The following is an 18411-nucleotide window of genomic DNA, read 5'->3' on the forward strand; positions in this document are numbered from 1 at the left end:
TGTTACTCCTTAGGCGGCGATTTCAGCGCCATTGGACTTGAACACGCGAACACGTGTGCCGTCGGCGTTCACCTTGATGCCCACGCGATCGGCCTTGCCGGTCGCTGCATTGAAGATAGCCACGTTGGATTGGTGGATAGGCATAGCCTTTTCCACGATACCGCCGGTGGTGCCCTTCATGGGGTTAGGCTTGGTGTGCTTCTTGACCAGGTTGACACCGTCCACGATCACGTGGGAGTCATCCTTGCGCAGAGAAACCACGCCACGCTTGCCCTTGTCACGGCCGGTCAGCACGATAACTTCGTCGCCCTTGCGAATCTTGTTCATGGTGCTATTCCTTTAGAGAACTTCAGGGGCCAGCGACACGATCTTCATGAACTTTTCGGTACGCAGTTCACGAGTCACGGGGCCAAAGATGCGGGTGCCGATAGGCTCCAGCTTGGCGTTCAGCAGCACGGCGGCATTGCCGTCGAACTTCACGAGCGAACCGTCTGCACGACGGATGCCCTTGGCGGTGCGCACCACCACAGCACTGTAGATCTCGCCTTTTTTGACGCGACCACGAGGAGCTGCTTCCTTGACGCTCACCTTGATGATGTCGCCAACACTTGCGTAGCGACGATGAGAACCGCCCAGCACCTTAATGCACTGAACAGACTTCGCGCCGGTGTTGTCGGCAACCTCTAACCGAGATTCTGTTTGGATCATTTCAATATTCCCAACTTGCTCCAGCAACGCTCGACAGCCCCAGAGTCTTCTCAAGGGCTGATCAAGCAGCCGGTCAGTCTTGGGCCCGTCGTCCACCTTCCGGACCATTCCGGAGGGCTTCCCGCTGGGCAGAAAGTTCCACGCTTTTAAACGTGAAGCAGGAGATTGTCGCAGGAAATCCTTTGTGCGTCAAGCGTTTAGCCCGCAATACCCGCACTGATTTCACTGGCGCAAAGCCCGGCAGACAGGCCTTCGCACTTGCAACTAAAACAATAGCATGCCGCGCCATTAGCTCATTGATTTCAAACAATAAATTAGCCGAAATCAACAGCCATCAAGCGCTGAAAGCTCACATTTTCACGAGGCCTGCGGATCGCAGCCTGTTGCCCGCACGCCACGCCCCACAGGGCGGCCGCACAGATCAGCCTTGGGCGGGTAGATATTGACGGGTCAGGGCCAGGAAGTCGTTGAGCTGCACATCCTGGGCCAGCTCCTCGGTCAGGATGGCCGCCACACGGGGCGCGATCTCGGCCGCCTTGCGGGCATCGAGAAAAAGCAGGCGGCTGCGACGCGCCAGCATGTCCTCGACGGTGCGCGCGTACTCGAAGCGGGCGGCAAAGCGCACCATGGCCTCGGAAAGACCGTCCATCAGCCAGTTCTGAGCACCCGGCAACGCCGCCACGGCGGCAGCATCCGTTCCGTAGGAGTGCAGACCCTGGCTCCGGTTCATGCTGTGCGTGACTGCGGCCTCCGCCGGCGCACCAACCAGGGGCAGGTTCACGGTCACCCCGGCAGGGCGACTGGGCAGACGACCGATCTGGAAGCATTCGGCCAGCACATCCTCGGACATGGCTCGGTAAGTCGTCCATTTGCCGCCGGTGACGGTCACCAGGCCGGTCTTGCTGGCCATCACCGTGTGCTCGCGGCTGATTTTCTTGGTGTTCTCGCCATCATCGTCCTGCGGCTTGACCAGCGGACGCAGGCCCACCCACATGCTGCGCACATCGGCCAGCGTGGGCTGACGATTCAGATACTTTCCGGCCTCGCCGAGAATGAAATCCAGCTCTTCGGGGAAAGGCAGGGGTTCGCGCGCCAGATCGTGACGCGGCGTGTCGGTGGTTCCCAAAATGACCTTGCCCAGCCACGGCACGGCAAACAGCACGCGACCATCGGCCGTCTTGGGGATCAGCAGCGCATGATCCGTGGGCAGGAACTCGCGGTCCACCACCACGTGCACGCCCTGGCTGGGCGCCACCATGGGCTTGACGGGCTTGCCCTGGGCCTCGGCATCCTGCTGGCGGAACAGATCCACCCATGGTCCCGTGGCATTGACCACGCACTTGGCGCGCACGGTGAAGTTGCGGCCCGATTCCGCATCGCGGCAGATCAGGCCGGCAATCTGCTGACCCTCGTAGATCAGCTTTTCTGCCGGGCAGTAATTGATCAGCAAAGCGCCCTTGGCCGCTGCGGTACGCGCCAGCGCCAGCGCCAGGCGCGCATCGTCAAACTGGCCATCCCAGTACTTGACCCCGCCCTTGAGACCTTTTTGCTGAACGGTCGGCAGGTATTTCACGGTCTTGGCGCTGGAGAGGAATTCGGTAGCCCCCAGGCCGGCCTTGCCGGCCAGCGCATCATACATCTTGAGGCCGATGCCGTAGAACGGCGTATCCAGCAGCTTGTACGAGGGCATCACAAAGGCCAGAGGCTGAGCCAGATGCGGTGCGTTGTGCAGCAGGGTCGTGCGCTCATGCAGTGCTTCGCGCACCAGGGAGATATTGCCCTGCGCCAGATAGCGCACGCCGCCGTGCACCAGCTTGGTGGCACGCGAGGAAGTGCCCTTGGCGAAGTCCAGCGACTCCAGCAGCACGACCTTGAAGCCGCGCGCCGCCGCATCCAACGCCACACCCAGCCCCGTGGCACCGCCGCCCACGATGGCCAGATCGAAGCTTTCGGTCTGCGCCAGGCGCTCCAGCAGTTGAGCACGCGTTGTAGCCAAGGGTTGAGTGGACTGGTTCATGGAACGACTTCTGCGGTGATCGCCGCGCCGCCATCATCCAGCGATGAGACGCGCACAGCAAAGAACAAATTTCAGATCGAATATTTTCGCTCTTTTTCGCTTTTAGTGCATTGCAAATCCCAAATATCGATTCGTTTTAGCGCGATTCGAGCCCAAACCGCTGGCCCGGCGCCACCCCGGCCAGGCCGCAACATCGGCAATCGGCGCGCTTGCACACTCTCAATGCATGAACTGCATTCTTCTTGCAGCGCCAATTGTTACTGCTGCAACAACTCGCCACGATGACATATAACCGCAGCTTGCTGTCAGACTTCAGACTCGGCATGGATTCATTTTTGTTTTTTACCGGGCAATTCCATAGAAAATCACCCTATTAGAGGTTCGTTTGGATTCGCTCACAATCCCTGCACTGCCGCTGCGGCTGACGCTCTCCCCTTTAGAGCTCTTCGCCTGCAGCGCGTCCATGCACCAATAGCACCTATATAACCAGTCACCAGTCATGAACAGCAATCCCCGCCAGTTGCAGCTTGTCGAAGAAGTCCGCGCCCGCCAGTCCACCTCGGTGGAGCAACTGGCAGAAATCCTCGGGGTCACGCTGCAGACCGTGCGCCGCGACATACAGAAGCTGGCCGATGCAGGATTGCTGGTGCGCTTTCATGGCGGCGTGCGCGTGCCCAGCGCCACCGTGGAGAACCTGGCCCATACCCAGCGCCAGGTGCTGCACGCCGAAGGCAAGATGCGCATCGCACGCGCCATTGCCGAAGCCATTCCCAACGGCTGCTCGCTGATTCTCAATATCGGCACCACCACCGAAGCGGTGGCCCAGGCCCTGCTGCAGCACAAGGGGCTGCGCGTCATCACCAACAATCTCAATGTCGCCGCCATCCTCAGCAGCAACGCCGATTGCGAGGTCATCGTCGCCGGCGGCGTGGTGCGCACACGCGACCGCGGCATTGTCGGCGAGGCGGCCGTGGACTTCATGCGGCAGTTCAAGGTGGACATTGCCGTGATCGGCATCTCGGCCATCGAGTCGGACGGCAGCCTGCGCGACTTCGACCTGCGCGAGGTCAAGGTGGCCCAGACCATCATCGGCCAGTCGCGTGAAGTCTGGCTGGCAGCCGACCACAGCAAGTTCAGCCGCCAGGCCATGGTGGAGCTGGCCCGACTGAACCAGATCGACCGCCTGTTCACCGACGTTGCGCCCTCCGCGCCATTCGATGCCCTGTTGCGCGATGCCGAGGTGCAATGCACCATCGCCCAATGAATGCTGCCCCCCCCTATCTGATTCGCCCTGCGCTACCCGAAGATGCCGCAGGCATTGCCGGGCTGCTGCATGACATCGGCTGGTTCAAGGCCTACGAAAGTCACTCCACATCCCAGAACACCGAGGCCGTGAAGGCGCTGCTGGACGAGCTGCAGGCCGGACCGGAGCGTTCTCTGATGCTGGTGGCGCAAGACGGCCAGCAACGCATTCACGGCTACTGCGCCGTGCACTGGCTGCCGGTCGCCGTGCTGCAAGGCTGGGAAGCCTATGTGAGCGAGCTGTTTGTCGCCGAGGCAGCGCGCGGTGCAGGCCTGGGCCAGCAGTTGCTGGACGCGGCCACACAGGCTGCGCGCGAGCGCCATTGCATACGCATCTGGCTGGTCAACAACCGCGAACGTCCTTCCTATGTGCGCGGCTTTTATTCCCGGCAGGGCTGGAGCGAGCAGACCGAAATGGCGCGCTTTGTGCTTCCCCTCTGAATCACGGACAACCCATGACAACCTATCTGCTCGCCCTGGACCAGGGCACCTCCAGCTCCCGCTCCATCGTCTTCGACACGCAAGGCCGCATCGTGGCATCGGCCCAGCTGGAGCTGCCGCAGATCTACCCACAGCCGGGCTGGGTGGAGCATGACCCGCGCGAGATCTGGCGCACCCAGCTGAGCACCGCCAAGGAGGCGCTGGCCAAGGCGGGCCTCAAGGCTGGCGATATCCGCTCGGTGGGCATTACCAATCAGCGCGAAACCACCATCGTCTGGAACCGCAAGACCGGCGCGCCCATCCACCACGGCATCGTCTGGCAGGACCGCCGCGCCGAACCCACCTGCGTGCAGCTGCGCGAAGCCGGCCACAGCGACACCATTCTGCGCAAGACCGGCCTGCGCATCGATGCCTATTTTTCAGGTACCAAGCTCAAGTGGCTGCTGGACAACGTGCCCGGCGCACGCGCCGCAGCGCAGGCCGGCGAGCTGGCCTTCGGCACAGTGGATTGCTGGCTGATCTGGCAGCTGACGGGCGGCAAGCGCCATGTCACCGATGTGAGCAATGCCAGCCGCACCATGCTCTTCAATGTGCACAGCAACCAGTGGGACGCCGATCTTCTGGCCCTGCTCGACATCCCTGCGAGCCTGATGCCCGAAGTCCTGCCCTCGGCCGCCGATTTCGGCCAGACAGCCGACGAGGTGCTGGGCGGCTCCATCAAGATCGGCGGCGTGGCCGGCGACCAGCAAAGTGCGCTGTTCGGCCAGGCCTGCTTCGACGCCGGCATGGCCAAGAACACCTATGGCACGGGCTGCTTCATGCTCATGCATACGGGTAGCAGCTTCCAGACCTCGAGCAACGGCCTGCTGACCACATCGGCCGCCCAGGCGGGCAGCCAGCCCCAGTTTGCGCTGGAAGGCAGCGTCTTCGTAGGCGGTGCCGTGGTGCAGTGGCTGCGCGACGGCCTGCAGGCCATCGAGCACAGCGGCCAGGTCCAGCAACTGGCCGAAAGCGTGCCCGACAGCGGCGGCGTGATGCTGGTGCCCGCTTTTACCGGCCTGGGCGCCCCCTACTGGAAGCCCGATGCGCGCGGCACCATCACCGGACTGACGCGCGGCACGACGATGGCCCATATCGCTCGCGCGGCCCTGGAATCCATTGCCTACCAGAGTGCTGCCCTGCTCGGCGCCATGAGCCGCGACGCCGTGGCCACGGGCGGTACGCCGGTCAGCGAGCTGCGCGTGGACGGCGGCGCCTGCGTGAACAATCTGCTGATGCAGTTCCAGGCCGATCTGCTGGGCATTCCCGTGGTGCGCCCGGCCTGCGTGGAAACCACGGCCCTGGGTGCAGCCTATCTGGCCGGCCTGTCCAGCGGCGTCTATCAGAGCACCGAGGAGCTGTCGGCATTGTGGAAGGCCGAGCGCCGCTTCCTGCCCACGCTGGGCAAGGACCGCGCCGACGAGCTGATGCAGCGCTGGGAACAGGCCGTGCGCCAGACCACGGCGCAGTAAAGCCGCTGCACTGGGCGCTGGCCAGGCAAGCGCTCAAGCCCTCAGAAAAGCCATCAAAAAAGGGATGCCAAGGCATCCCTTTTTGCTTGGACAGCGGCCGCGTTGAACGCTCAGTCTTCGTCACCCAGCAGCGCCTTGTGGATCACGGCGCCGATGATGGCGCCCACGATGGGAGCCAGCCAGAACAGCCACAGTTGCTCCAGCGCGATGGCCGGCCCGAATAATGCCGGGCCGGTGCTGCGGGCAGGGTTGACCGAGGTGTTGGTCACGGGAATGGAGATCAGGTGGATCAGCGTCAGGCACAGGCCGATGCTCATGCCCGCAAAGCCCACGGCAGCCTTCTTGGTGGTGGAGCCCAGGATCACCAGCAGAAACACTGCGGTCAGCACCACTTCGGTCACCAGCGCCGCCGCCATATTGAACTTGCCCGGCGAGTGATCCCCGTAGCCGTTGGTGGCCAGATCGGCCACCTGGGCGCCGGCCTTGCCACTGGCGATGAAATACAGCGCGGCGGCCGCCACAATGGCACCCAGCACCTGGGCAATGATGTAGCCGGGCAGCTCGGCAAAGCGAAAACGCCCCGCCACTGCCAGACCGACGGAGACCGCTGGATTGAAGTGACCGCCGGAGACGGGACCGAAGGCGTAAGCGCCTGTCAGCACCGTCAGGCCGAAGGCAAAGGACACGCCCAGCAAGCCGATGCCCACTTCGGGAAAGGCCGCTGCCAGCACCGCGCTGCCGCAACCGCCAAACGTCAGCCAGAAAGTACCCAGAAACTCCGCCGACCATTTTTTGACATTGGATGCCATGATTGCTCCCTATTTCCGATGGCGTTGTCCGTGCAGCCCCGCGCGGCACAGAAATGCTGGCATCTTAGAAAGCGATCAGCGAAAAGTACAAGGCACAAATGTGAACAATCCACGACAGCTCTGCCTTTGGGGCCTCTCGTTGATCTGCGCCAGCCTCGCTGCCTGCACGACGGCGTCGCTCGCACCCCACCGCATCTGCAGCACATCCGAGGCCCGGCCCTGGTCCCTGCTTGGGGAAATCCGCTGGCAGCACGACAAGCAGTTTGCCGACACGCCAGTGGGCGGCCTGTCCTCGATCGACTACGACGCGGGCAGCAATCTGTACTACCTGGTCAGCGACGACCGCTCCGCCCATGGGCCGGCGCGCTTTTACACGGCGCGTATCGAATACGACGCCAGCGGCCTGCATCAGGTCAGGCTGCAAAATGCCCGACCGCTGCTCAGCCCCGCCCAGGCCCCCTACCCCAGCCACCGCCAGCCCGTGCCCGGCATCGCGACACCCGACGCGGAAGCCCTGCGCGTGCTGCCAGGAGGTCAGTCCCTGCTGTGGAGCAGCGAGGGCGACTTCTCACGCGGATTCGGCCCGCAATTGCTGCAATCAGGCAAGGATGGACACTGGCTGCGCGAATGGCCGCTGCCGCCCGAGCTGCACCTGCCGAGCAGCAAGACCCAAGGGCCGCGCAGCAACTTCACGCTCGAAGGTCTGGCGCTGAGCCAGGATGGCCGAACGCTCTGGCTGGCCATGGAGGCAGCGCTCAGACAAGACGGGGCCCTGCCCGCAGCTGACCACTCGGGCGGCCCGGTGCGCATCACCGCCTATGACATGGGCACGCAGCAGCCCGCGCGCCAGCTTGCCTATCTGCCCGATGCCCTGCCTGCCGACCTGTGGCTGCAACACGGTGCCATCAACGGCATCAGCGCCGTGCTGGCCGACGGCCCTGAACATCTGCTGGTGCTGGAGCGCTCCTTTGCGCCACCGCTGCGCTTCGGCGCCCGCATCTACCGCATCAGCACCCGTGCCGACGCAAGCAGCGATACGCTGGGCCAAACCCGGCTCGTGCCGGGCAGCTACCGCCCTGCAGACAAGGAATTGCTGCTGGACCTGGCAAATGCCGGCCTGCGGTCCGTGGACAACCTGGAGGGCATGAGCTGGGGCCCGCAGTTGCCCGATGGCCGACGCGTGCTGCTGCTGGTTAGTGACAACAACTTCAATCCCGCCGAAGTCACCCAGTTCGTCGCATTGAGCGAGGAGCGCGGCCGCTGCGGCACAGGTTTATAGTGCCGCTTTGCACCTGGAATCCGAATACAGGCTTGCCCACTTGCTGCATCGCAGAGCGAATCGAACCATCATGAGCCAGACCGACCACTCGACCTCCGTTTTCCCTCCCATCGCCTTTATCGGCGGCGGCAACATGGCCAGCGCCATCATCGGCGGCCTGATCCGCCAGGGCGTTTCGGCCAGCAGCATCACCGTGGTCGAGCCTTTTGAAGCCACGCGCGCTGCGATCAAGACCAGCTTCGGCATCGACGCCCTGCCCGCCGCCACCGAGGCCCTGCAAAGCGCCCAACTGGTGGTCTGGGCTGTCAAGCCCCAGAGCTTCAAGGAAGCGGCCGCTCCCGTTGCCGCCCACACCCGCCACGCCCTGCACCTGAGCGTGGCGGCCGGCATCACCACCAACAGCATTGCGGCCTGGACCGGCACCCACCGCATCGTGCGCGCCATGCCCAATACACCGGCCCTGGTGGGCAAGGGCATGACGGGCCTGTTCGCCCGCCCCGAAGTCGATGCCCAGGGCAAGGCCCTGATCGAGACCGTGATCGGCAGCACCGGCGAACTCACCTGGGTAGACAAGGAAGCCCATCTGGATGCCGTGACGGCCATCTCTGGCTCCGGCCCCGCCTATGTATTCCTGTTCCTCGAAGCCATGACCCAGGCAGGCGTCGACATGGGCCTCAGCGCCGAGCAAAGCTACAAGCTGGCCGTGGCCACTTTTGCGGGCGGCTCGGAACTGGCGGCACGCTCCAGCGAAAGCGCCGAAGTGCTGCGCCAGCGCGTGACCAGCAAGGGCGGCACCACCTACGCTGCCATCACTCATATGCAGGAGCAGAAGCTGCCCGAGCATTTCATCGAAGCCATGCGCAAGGCCCAGATCCGCGCACAGGAGCTGGCTGCCGAGTTCGGCAAATAAAAAAACCGGCCTCGGCCGGTTTCTTTTTTAGTCTTTCAAGAATCTATCGCTTATCAGTCAAGCGCTTTGAGCTATTAAAACAGGACTATTTCAACGCAAACCCTAGCGCCACGCCTGCAAAGATCGCGGCACCAATCCAGTGACTCTTGCTGAAGGCGACAAAACAGCCTTCGCGCGTGCGGTCCTTGATCAGGCTGAAATGCCAGACGATCTGTGCCGCTGCCACGCCCATGCCCAGCCAGAAGGGCCAGCCCAGCTGATAAGGAGCCAGCACCCAGGCGATCAGCCCCCAGCACAGGGCAAAGAACAGCATGATCGCCGTGACATCGAAACGGCCCAGGGTGATGGCCGAGGTCTTCATGCCGATCTTGAGATCGTCATCGCGGTCCACCATGGCGTATTCGGTGTCATAGGCCAGCACCAGAAACATATTCGCCAGCCACAGCGTCCAGGCCGTGGCGCTGACCTCACCGGTCACCGCCGCAAACGCAATCACGATGCCGAAATTGAAGGCAATGCCCAGAAAGGCCTGAGGCATGGCAAAAAAGCGCTTCGTAAAGGGATAGAGAATCGTGAACAGCACGGCGGGCACCGACCAGGCCACGGCCTCCCAGCGGGTGGACAACACCAGGCCGAAGGCCACCAGCGTGAGCACCAAGCCGACCATGGCCGCCTCCCTGACCGAGATCTGGCCACTGGTGATGGGGCGCTGGGTGGTGCGCTTCACATGCCTGTCGAAGTCGCGGTCGGCAATATCGTTGATGGTGCAGCCCGCGCTGCGCATCAACACCGTGCCCAGCACAAAGACCACGAGCAGATGCCAGCCCGGAAAGCCCTGGCCTGCCACCCACAGCGCCACCAGCGTGGGCCAGACCAGCACCAGCCAGCCTGCGGGGCGGTTAAAGCGGATCAGATCAAGATACAGCGACAGCTTGGAGCGCGGCGAAGCAGGGATGGAGGCGGACATGAGACGGGTTCCGAAAGGCAGGAGATCATGACCGGGCCCCAGGCCACGGTCAGCGCAGCGGCAATTGTGCCTCGGCCTGCGGCGGCCCGATGGCGCCGCCCCCATGCTCGACACGGTCTGTCAACCAGAGCACCAGGGCCGTCCAGCCCAGGCCCAGACACAGGCCCGCCAGCACATCGCTAGCATGGTGCACGGACAGCAGCACACGGCTCAAGCCCGTGCTCAAGGCCAGCAGCGCCGCCGCCGCAAAGACCCAAGCCCGCCAGCGCCGCGGCAGGCGACGAGCGGCCAGCCAGGCCAGCATGCCGAAAATCGCTGCCGTGCCCGCGCTATGGCCGCTGGGAAAGCTGAAGCCGGCCTCATGCACCAGCCCGTCCAGCGGACGCGCGCGCTGCATGGTCCCCTTGATGAAACGCACCCACAGTCCGGTGCCGGCCACCGCCACCACCCAGCTCAGCAGCTGCAGACCCTGGCGCCGCCACAGCAGCCACAGGCCCACGACCAGACTTAGCAACCCCATGACGCGCAAATCCCCGAGCTGGGTCCATGTCCGCACCAGAGGCTGCAGCATGGGCGGCAGGGCCGCGCTCACCGCGCGCTGCAGCTTCAGATCCAGGGCCATCAGCCCCTGAGGCGGCTGCACCGACTGAGACTGGTGCACGCCGACGCTCAGCAGGGCCAGAAGCACAGCGGCCAGTGCCGCCGCCGCCAGCAAACGACCGCCATCCGGCCTGAAGTCCGCGCTGCGGTCCTGCCACAGCCACTCGGCCCTGCCCTGCGCACGGCAACGCAGCATGCAGGCCCCAATCAGCAACAGCAGCAGCAACACCCAGATGACATGGCTGTCCACCCATTGCGCCAGCAGGACCACGGGAGTCGCTGCAGAAAACACAGGCATTCCTTTCAAAAGCAAAAGCGAAAAGCCCTGACGGGCCTCTGGAGGCCAGCCCGTCAGGGCTTGGGGAGACCGGGACGAGCGGCTGCCGCGGCGCGGCTCACTCCTCGAGCAGGGAGCGCAGCATCCAGGCGGTCTGCTCGTGCACGGCCAGACGCTGGGTCAGCAGATCGGCCGTGGGCTCATCGCCTGCCTTGTCGGCACGGGGGAACAGCTGGCGAGCCGTGCGCGCCACGGCCTCATGACCCTGTACCAGAATGCGCACCATCTCCAGGGCCTTGGGCGGCTGGGCCGGGGCATCGGGCAGGCTGGTGAGCTTGCCGAACTGGGCATAGGAGCCAGGTGCATGGTGGCCCAGTGCGCGGATGCGCTCGGCCACGGGATCGACGGCATTCCACAGCTCGGTGTACTGCGCCATGAACATGGTGTGCAGCGTGTTGAACATGGGCCCCGTGACGTTCCAATGGAAGTTGTGCGTGGTCAGGTACAGCGTATAGGTGTCGGCCAGCAGCGCCGACAACCCCTTGGCGATGGCAGCACGGTCCTCGTCGCTGATGCCGATGTGGATGCCTGCGGGCACCTGCGGCGTGGCATCCGGCTTGTGTTTCTGCGATTTGTCCTTGCCTTGCTTGGTCATGCACTCACCTTTCAGGTTTAACGAATCCAGGCTCCCGCCCTCTTCGAGCCGCTGAAGCCACGCTTATTGCGACAGGCGCTGTACTCCTGGCAGCGGGCAGGCGTAGACGGCATTACGCAGTGCGGCAATCGCCTCATAGCGCGTGAAACTGCGCCGCCAGGCCAGCACCACACGGCGGGTGGGCGGTGCAATGCCGTCTTCCTCATGAATCGGAAGATAGCGGATATGAGGTTCGTCAGCGCGGCGACGGCGCTCAATGGGAGCCAGCGCATCTTCGGGCACAGACAGGCGCGGCACCAGGGTCACGCCCATGCCGGCGGCCACCATGTACTTGATGGTTTCCAGCGACGAGCCCTCGAACGTGCGGCGAATGCCTTCGGAGTTGCTTGCATAGCGCGCGAACTCCGGGCAAACCTCGAGCACATGGTCGCGGAAGCAGTGACCCGCGCCCAGCAGCAGCATGGTCTCGTTCTTGAGATCCGTGGTAGACAGGCTTTTCTTCTGCGCCAGCGGGTGGGTGCTGGGCACGGCGGCCATGAAGGGCTCGTCGTACAGCGGCGCCAGTGCCAGACCGGTATCGGGGAAGGGCTCGGCCATGATGGCGCAGTCGATCTCGCCCGTGCGCAGCATCTCCAGCAGCTTGACGGTGAAGTTCTCCTGCAGCATCAGCGGCATCTGCGGCGTCATATTGATGGAGTTGCGCACCAGATCAGGGAGCAGATAGGGGCCTATGGTGTAGATCACGCCCAGGGTCAGAACGCCGGACAGCGGGTCCTTGCCGCGCTTGGCGATTTCCTTGATCTCGTTGGCCTGCTCCAGCACGCTTTGCGCCTGGCGCACGATCTCCTCGCCCAGCGAGGTCACCGAGACTTCGCCGGCACTGCGCTCGAAAATCTTGACATCCAGCTCTTCCTCCAGCTTCTTGATCGCCACGGACAGCGTAGGCTGGGACACATAGCAGGCTTCGGCTGCGCGGCCAAAGTGCTTCTCCCGCGCAACGGCCACGATGTACTTCAATTCGGTAAGAGTCATAGAGAGTGGATCTTTCGGATCATCAATAACGGCATTGATTCATCCTGTTTTTGCATTCAATCACATATTACCAAGGCAAAGGATTACATATATTCCTGCAAAAACGTAACTATTTACGTCTACAGACGCAATTTTCGGTACTTCAGGCCTTCAGATACTCGGCCTTGCCACCCAGCCAGCGGCTGACATGGCGTGCCGCCAGCGCAGGAAATTGCTCAAGCATAAGCGGTGCCAGCTCGCGCGCCCAGTCCAGCAGGAGCACGTCCTGCTCGAGATCGGCAAAGCGCAGCATGGGTGCGCCCGACTGCCGGGCGCCGAGAAACTCGCCCGGGCCGCGAATCTCCAAATCCCGCCTCGCGATCTCGAAACCGTCATTGGTCTCGGCCATGGCACGCAGGCGCTCCTTGCCGGTATCGGACAGTCGCCCGTTGTCATTGACCGAATACAGCAGCACACAGGCCGAGGCTGCAGCGCCGCGCCCCACACGGCCGCGCAACTGGTGCAGCTGCGAGAGACCGAAGCGCTCCGAGTGTTCAATGACCATCAACGAGGCATTGGGCACGTCCACACCGACTTCAATCACTGTGGTGGATACCAGCACCCCCATGACGCCAGCAGAAAACAGCTCCATCACGGCCTTTTTCTCGGCTGTGGGCATGCGCGAATGCAGCAGACCCACCATGACACCGGGCAGCATTTCGCTCAAATATTCATGAGTGGCCGTGGCATTCGACAGATCCAGCGCTTCGCTCTCCTCGATCAACGGGCAGACCCAGTAGACCTGACGCCCGCTGGCGACCTGGGCACCGATACGCTCGATCACCTCGTCCTTGCGGCTGTCCGAGATCAGCTTGGTGACGATGGGCGTGCGCCCTGGCGGCAGCTCGTCGATGGTGGAGACATCGAGGTCGGCGTAATAGCTCATGGCAAGCGTGCGCGGAATCGGTGTGGCGCTCATCATCAACAAATGCGGCTCCATACCCGTGGCCGCGAGCTTTTGCCGCAGCGCCAGGCGCTGGGCCACGCCAAAGCGGTGCTGCTCGTCGATCACGGCCAGGGCCAGGTTCTTGAACTGCACCTGCTCCTGAATCACGGCATGCGTGCCCACGACCAGCGCCGCCTCGCCGCTTTCCACCAGCGCCAGCATCGCGGCGCGCTCCTTCTTCTTCTGGGCGCCGGCCAGCCAAGCGACCTTTTTACCCAGCGGCGCCAGAATCGGCTCCAGCCAGCCGACCAGCTTGCCGAAATGCTGCTCGGCCAGGATTTCGGTCGGAGCCATCAACGCGCATTGCCAGCCGGCCTCGATACAGGCCACGGCAGACAGTGCTGCCACCACCGTCTTGCCCGAGCCCACATCGCCCTGCAGCAAACGATGCATGGGAATACGGCGCTCCATATCGGCCCGAATCTCTCCCACCACTCGCTGCTGCGCCCCCGTCAGGCCAAATGGCAGTTGCGCCAGAAACTGCTGCGTCAAATCCGCCATGCCGGCCTGCGGCCTGAGCACGGGCGCACGCAATCGGGCGCGCTCGCGCTTGGCCTCGTACTGGGACAGCTGCTGGGCCAGCAACTCTTCCGCCTTGAGTCTTTGCCAGGTCGGGTGCGAATGGTCCTCCAGCGTGACCAAGGCCACGTCAGGGGTTGGATGGTGCAGAAAAATGAGCGCATTGCGCAAGTCATATGCCGGCTGCAGTCCATTTTGACCATAGGACTGCGCGATGGGAGGCGACTGCCCCGGTGGCAAAGTCTCGGACAGATCGGCACGCAACAGCGCCGAGGCGATGGCCCGGCGCAGATACGCCTGGGGCAGACTGGCAGTGGCGGGATAGACCGGTGTCAGCGCCGTGGGCAGCTCGCCGCCCGCCACCCGAAATGCGGGGTGCATCATCTGCCGCCCCCAGAAACCGCCCTTGACCTCGCCGCGAATGCGCAGACGCGCCCCGGGCGCCATGGTCTTTTGCTGCGAGGGGTAGAAGCTGAAGAAAGTCAGCAGACAAGTGCTGCTGCCATCATCCACGGTGACCTTGAGCATACGCCGCGGGCGCAGTTGCACCTCGCTGTGCGTGACCGTGGCTTCGATCTGCACCGTCTCGCCATCACGCGCGTTCTTCAGCGGCACGATGCGGGTTTCGTCCTCATAGCGCAGCGGCAGATGCAAAGCCAGATCGATATCGCGCGTCAATCCCATCTTCTGCAAGGCCTGCTGCGCAGGGCTGACGGTCTTCTTGGGAGCGGCATCCTGGTCCATGCCCGCCTTTTTCTCACGAGCGGCAGCGCGCTTGACAGCAGACTTCGGCTCGGTAACAGGCTTTTTTGACACAGACAACTGAGACTCCTTGACTACACTCCCCGCGACAGGGAAAGCAATGTATGTATATACAGCATATTCAGGTTCGCAAACAACTGCCGCCAGCGCAATAACGTCAAAATCGCTACCATTCTCAAATTGTTACTATGTGTTTCATCGTAAATCCATGTTGAAGCGAGTTGATGTCGAGCACCTGCGCCCGGGGATGTTTGTGCACGAGTTCTGCGGCTCGTGGATGGAGCACCCCTTTTTGCGTACCCGCCTCCTGCTCGATCAGCCCAGGGACCTGGAACGCCTGCTTGCCACCACCATCCGCCAGGTGTGGATAGACACCGGCAAGGGGGCCGACATCGCCCCCGACATCACGCCCGCAGAAGTCTTGGAGTCGCCAGGCGACGAAGCTGTGCCCAGCTCGCCGGTACGGCCCACCCGAACCAGCGTGGAGTTGCAACAGGCCCATCAGATCATTGGGCAGGCACGTGATGTGCTCAAGACCATGTTCAAGGACGTTCGCCTGGGCCGTCCGCTGGACCTGCCTGCCTCAGGCCAGCTGGTCGACGAGATGGCCGAGTCGATCAAGCGCAACCCCCATGCACTGATCAGCCTGGCGCGTCTGAAGACTGCGGACAACTACTCCTATATGCACAGCATTGCGGTGTGCGCGCTGATGATTGGTCTGGCACGCCGCATGGGTCTGGACGAGCACCAGGTGCATCAGGCCGGTATCGCAGGCCTGCTGCACGATATCGGTAAAAGCAGAGTGCCGCCGGATGTTCTCAACAAGCCTGGGCCGCTGGATGCCGAGGAATGGGTCATCATGAAGTCCCACCCTCGCTGGGGCTACGAAATCCTGTTGCCTCAGGGGCTGGACGACGCCGTTACCGACGCCTGCCTGCATCACCACGAAAAAGTCGACGGCACGGGCTATCCCGACGGACTGAAGCAGGACGAGATCAGTCTGATGGCGCGCATGACGGCAGTCTGCGATGTCTATGACGCAATCACCTCGGATCGCCCCTACAAGCAGGGCTGGCACCCGGCCATCGCGCTGCAGCGCATGGCGCAATGGGCACCCCATCATTTCGACAAGGCCATCTTCGAGCAGTTTGTCCAGACGGTGGGCATCTACCCGCTGGGCTCGCTGGTGCGGCTGCAGTCGCAGCATCTTGCCGTGGTGCTGGATGTCTCGCCGACCTGTTTGCTGACCCCGAAAGTGCGGCGCTTTTACTGCCTCAGCCAGCAGCGCCGCATCACGCCCGAGATTCTCGACTTGGCCTGCCCACATGCCAACGACAGCATAGTCGGGCGCGAAGACCCTGCCGACTGGCCCTTCAGGAATCTCAACGAGCTCTGGACCCCAGCTGCTGCTCAGCCCTGAAGCCGGCAGCCCTAATGGCGATTTGCGACAATCGCCCACTTGTTTGATTGAACTTGGAACGGGCCTCGTACGGCCCTCAAGCACCGCATGTCTTCCTGCACCCGTGAATTCACACTCAGCGATTTCGACTTCGACCTGCCCGAATCCCTGATTGCCCAGCATCCCACCGCCGTTCGCAGCGCCTCGCGCCTGCTTGACGGCCGCAGCCTCCCTGCCACCGACCGCATCTTCCGCGAACTGCCCGATCTGCTGCAGCCCGGCGATCTGCTGGTCTTCAACGACACCAAGGTCATCAAGGCGCGCGTCTTCGGCGAAAAGGCCAGCGGCGGCAAGATCGAGCTGCTGGTCGAGCGCGTGCTGCAGAACAACGAGGTCGTGGCCCATATGCGCGTGAGCAAAAAGCCCTTGCCTGGTGCCAAGATCCATCTTTGCGGCGGCCTCAAGAACGGCGGTTTCGAAGCCACCCTGCTGGGCCGCTGGCCGGATGAGAACGGGCCGCTGTTCCATCTTTCCTTCAAAGGCAACCAGGGCGAATCGCCCTATGAATTGCTGGAGCAGTTCGGCCACCTGCCGCTGCCGCCCTATATCGAGCGCCAGCAGAACGCCGAGCATGATCCCGATGAGAAAGAAGACAGCGAGCGCTACCAGACCGTGTTCGCAGCCCACCCTGGTGCCGTAGCCGCACCGACCGCCGCCCTGCATTTCGACGAGACCGTTCTGGCCGCCCTGCAAGCCAAGGGCGTGGAACGCGCCAGCGTCACCCTGCATGTGGGAGCCGGCACCTTCCAGCCCGTCAAGACCGAAAACCTTGCCGACCACACCATGCACAGCGAGTGGTACGACATTCCCCTGCCCACATTGGCTGCCATGGAGCGCTGCCGCCAGCGCGGCGGCCGCATCATTGCCGTGGGCACCACCACGGTGCGCACGCTGGAGTCCTGGGCCAAGTACGGCAATATCAGCGGCGACACCAGCATCTTCATCACACCGGGCTTTCAGTACCAGGTGGTGGACATGCTGATCACCAACTTCCATCTGCCCAAAAGCACGCTGATGATGCTGGTCAGCGCTTTTGCGGGCTATGAGCACATCATGGGCATGTATCAGCATGCGATTGCCCAGCATTACCGCTTCTTCAGCTATGGAGACTCCATGCTACTGGAGCGCCAGCGCTGATCTGCAACACATTGGAGCCGCCGTGCCGGCTCCTGGCATAAGGAGTTACAGAAACACTGGGTCCAATCTTTTCTTAGTGGTAGATTTCATCGTTTTGTCAAAGTGCTTATTCATTTAGAAAAAATCAATGGAAGTTCAAACCCCACAAGATGAAGAGTTGGATCTGCTGGATCTATTGGTCACACTCGCAGAAAACTGGAAAATTCTGATTTTCGGCCCGCTATTGGCTGGCATTGCGGCTTACGGAATCGGCTTGGTGATCCCCAAGACCTACGAGAGCAGCGCATCGGTTCAGGTGGAGCGTGCCGGCTCCAGCTTTACCGCTCCCATGGCCGCCAGCCTGGCCATGTCTGCAGACGTACTGCACCAGATTGCTCCCGTGGCGGGCCTGGACGATGGCCTGACCAAGGAAGAGATCTATAAGAAGCTCAGCAAGCGCATCACCGTCAATGTCGGCAAGCAGGACAAGCTGCTGAATATTTCAACCCAGGCCAAATCGCCTGAAGCGGCTCAAAAGCTCAACCAGGCACTGCTGGACACTTTGTTTCCTCTGAGCAAGCCACGCGGTCTGGAAAAAAAGCAGCTGGAGGTGCAACTGGCCTCCGAGAAGACACGCCTGGAGGAATCGCTCAAGCTGGAGCATGACACTTCTGCCAATCTCTCTTCTGGAAAAAGTGTCACCGAAGCCACCAGCCGCCTCTATGGTGAACTGCTGACCGCCAACAGCAATCGCCAGAAGGGGATTCTGGACATGGAGCGTCGCCTCGGCGGCCTGGACAACGACGATGTGATCCAGATGCCGACCCTGCCCGAACGCTCCATCAAGCCCAAGAAGCCCATGCTGGCCATTGGTGCGGCCGTGGGTACCGGTTTCCTGCTGCTGCTGTTTGTCTTCATCCGACAGGCGCTGCGCACCGCCAAGGAGTCTTCGACCGCGCAGGCCGAAAAAATTGCGCGTATTCGTAACGCCATGCCCTGGTAATCCTTCTTCACCCCATCCAGTGCCCGCACCTAACAGTGCGGGCATTTTTATGGGCGTCA

At 62.7% G+C, this 18411-nt stretch carries 17 protein-coding genes; 8 read left to right on the plus strand and 9 right to left on the minus strand.

Annotation, left to right across the window (positions count from 1 at the left end; all coding sequences use genetic code 11):
* Positions 1-9 precede the first annotated feature (9 nt).
* From rplX to CSE6_RS11405, 3 genes are all read right to left on the minus strand, one after another.
* The gene (rplX, locus tag CSE6_RS11395; RefSeq protein ID WP_003068411.1) at positions 10-327 is read right to left on the minus strand and encodes a 50S ribosomal protein L24; all 318 of its coding nucleotides are present in this window, start codon (positions 325-327) and stop codon (positions 10-12) included.
* Positions 328-339: 12 nt separating this feature from the next.
* Positions 340-708, minus strand: coding sequence for a 50S ribosomal protein L14 (gene rplN, locus CSE6_RS11400; protein WP_003050500.1), 369 nt, complete (start codon positions 706-708; stop codon positions 340-342).
* Positions 709-1129: 421 nt separating this feature from the next.
* Positions 1130-2725, minus strand: a complete 1596-nt coding sequence (locus CSE6_RS11405) for a glycerol-3-phosphate dehydrogenase/oxidase (RefSeq protein ID WP_059440570.1) — start codon at positions 2723-2725, stop codon at positions 1130-1132.
* A 499-nt stretch (positions 2726-3224) separates the two neighbouring features.
* On the opposite strand from CSE6_RS11405, the gene CSE6_RS11410 reads away from it, so the two are divergent.
* The 3 genes from CSE6_RS11410 to glpK are packed head-to-tail and all read left to right on the plus strand — an operon-like array spanning position 3225 to position 5979.
* Positions 3225-3989, plus strand: a complete 765-nt coding sequence (locus tag CSE6_RS11410) for a DeoR/GlpR family DNA-binding transcription regulator (RefSeq protein WP_003068405.1) — start codon at positions 3225-3227, stop codon at positions 3987-3989.
* On the plus strand, positions 3986-4468 hold the full coding sequence (locus CSE6_RS11415) for a GNAT family N-acetyltransferase (protein WP_034355029.1): 483 nt from the start codon (positions 3986-3988) through the stop codon (positions 4466-4468). Before CSE6_RS11410 ends, CSE6_RS11415 begins: the two co-directional genes overlap by 4 nt.
* 14 nt (positions 4469-4482) lie before the next feature.
* On the plus strand, positions 4483-5979 hold the full coding sequence (gene glpK, locus CSE6_RS11420) for a glycerol kinase GlpK (RefSeq protein ID WP_034355032.1): 1497 nt from the start codon (positions 4483-4485) through the stop codon (positions 5977-5979).
* 110 nt (positions 5980-6089) lie between these two features.
* On the opposite strand, the gene aqpZ is transcribed toward glpK, so the two are convergent.
* Positions 6090-6788 (minus strand): aquaporin Z, encoded by a 699-nt coding sequence (gene aqpZ / locus CSE6_RS11425; protein ID WP_003068393.1) that lies wholly within the window; start codon positions 6786-6788, stop codon positions 6090-6092.
* Between the two features lie 100 nt (positions 6789-6888).
* On the opposite strand from aqpZ, the gene CSE6_RS11430 reads away from it, so the two are divergent.
* Together CSE6_RS11430 and proC are read left to right on the plus strand one after the other, a co-directional pair.
* Complete coding sequence (locus CSE6_RS11430) at positions 6889-8067, plus strand: esterase-like activity of phytase family protein (protein WP_059440571.1); 1179 nt, start codon at positions 6889-6891, stop codon at positions 8065-8067.
* Between the two features lie 70 nt (positions 8068-8137).
* Positions 8138-8977, plus strand: a complete 840-nt coding sequence (gene proC, locus CSE6_RS11435) for a pyrroline-5-carboxylate reductase (RefSeq protein WP_059440572.1) — start codon at positions 8138-8140, stop codon at positions 8975-8977.
* Positions 8978-9062: 85 nt separating this feature from the next.
* On the opposite strand, the gene ubiA is transcribed toward proC, so the two are convergent.
* The 5 genes from ubiA to recG all read right to left on the minus strand — a co-directional run bounded on the left by ubiA (position 9063) and on the right by recG (position 14834).
* Positions 9063-9944 carry a 4-hydroxybenzoate octaprenyltransferase gene (ubiA, locus tag CSE6_RS11440; protein WP_034377347.1) on the minus strand — a complete coding sequence of 294 codons (882 nt, stop codon included), beginning with the start codon at positions 9942-9944 and terminating at the stop codon, positions 9063-9065.
* A 49-nt stretch (positions 9945-9993) separates the two neighbouring features.
* Positions 9994-10842, minus strand: coding sequence for a phosphatase PAP2 family protein (locus CSE6_RS11445; protein WP_059440573.1), 849 nt, complete (start codon positions 10840-10842; stop codon positions 9994-9996).
* Between the two features lie 97 nt (positions 10843-10939).
* Positions 10940-11476 (minus strand): Dps family protein, encoded by a 537-nt coding sequence (locus CSE6_RS11450; protein WP_034355046.1) that lies wholly within the window; start codon positions 11474-11476, stop codon positions 10940-10942.
* Between the two features lie 63 nt (positions 11477-11539).
* Complete coding sequence (locus CSE6_RS11455; RefSeq protein WP_003050465.1) at positions 11540-12508, minus strand: LysR substrate-binding domain-containing protein; 969 nt, start codon at positions 12506-12508, stop codon at positions 11540-11542.
* Between the two features lie 142 nt (positions 12509-12650).
* Positions 12651-14834, minus strand: a complete 2184-nt coding sequence (recG, locus tag CSE6_RS11460; RefSeq protein ID WP_034377350.1) for an ATP-dependent DNA helicase RecG — start codon at positions 14832-14834, stop codon at positions 12651-12653.
* A 148-nt stretch (positions 14835-14982) separates the two neighbouring features.
* Between recG and CSE6_RS11465 the strand changes: the two genes are divergently transcribed.
* The 3 genes from CSE6_RS11465 to CSE6_RS11475 all read left to right on the plus strand — a co-directional run bounded on the left by CSE6_RS11465 (position 14983) and on the right by CSE6_RS11475 (position 18352).
* Positions 14983-16194 carry an HD-GYP domain-containing protein gene (locus CSE6_RS11465; RefSeq protein ID WP_059440574.1) on the plus strand — a complete coding sequence of 404 codons (1212 nt, stop codon included), beginning with the start codon at positions 14983-14985 and terminating at the stop codon, positions 16192-16194.
* Positions 16195-16281: 87 nt separating this feature from the next.
* Positions 16282-17370, plus strand: coding sequence for a tRNA preQ1(34) S-adenosylmethionine ribosyltransferase-isomerase QueA (gene queA / locus CSE6_RS11470; RefSeq protein WP_034377352.1), 1089 nt, complete (start codon positions 16282-16284; stop codon positions 17368-17370).
* Between the two features lie 127 nt (positions 17371-17497).
* Positions 17498-18352, plus strand: a complete 855-nt coding sequence (locus tag CSE6_RS11475; RefSeq protein WP_034404566.1) for a Wzz/FepE/Etk N-terminal domain-containing protein — start codon at positions 17498-17500, stop codon at positions 18350-18352.
* The last annotated feature ends 59 nt before the right edge of the window (positions 18353-18411 follow it).

It is taken from the genome of Comamonas sp. E6, assembly GCF_001010305.1.
Taxonomy (GTDB): Bacteria; Pseudomonadota; Gammaproteobacteria; order Burkholderiales; family Burkholderiaceae_C; genus Comamonas; species Comamonas thiooxydans.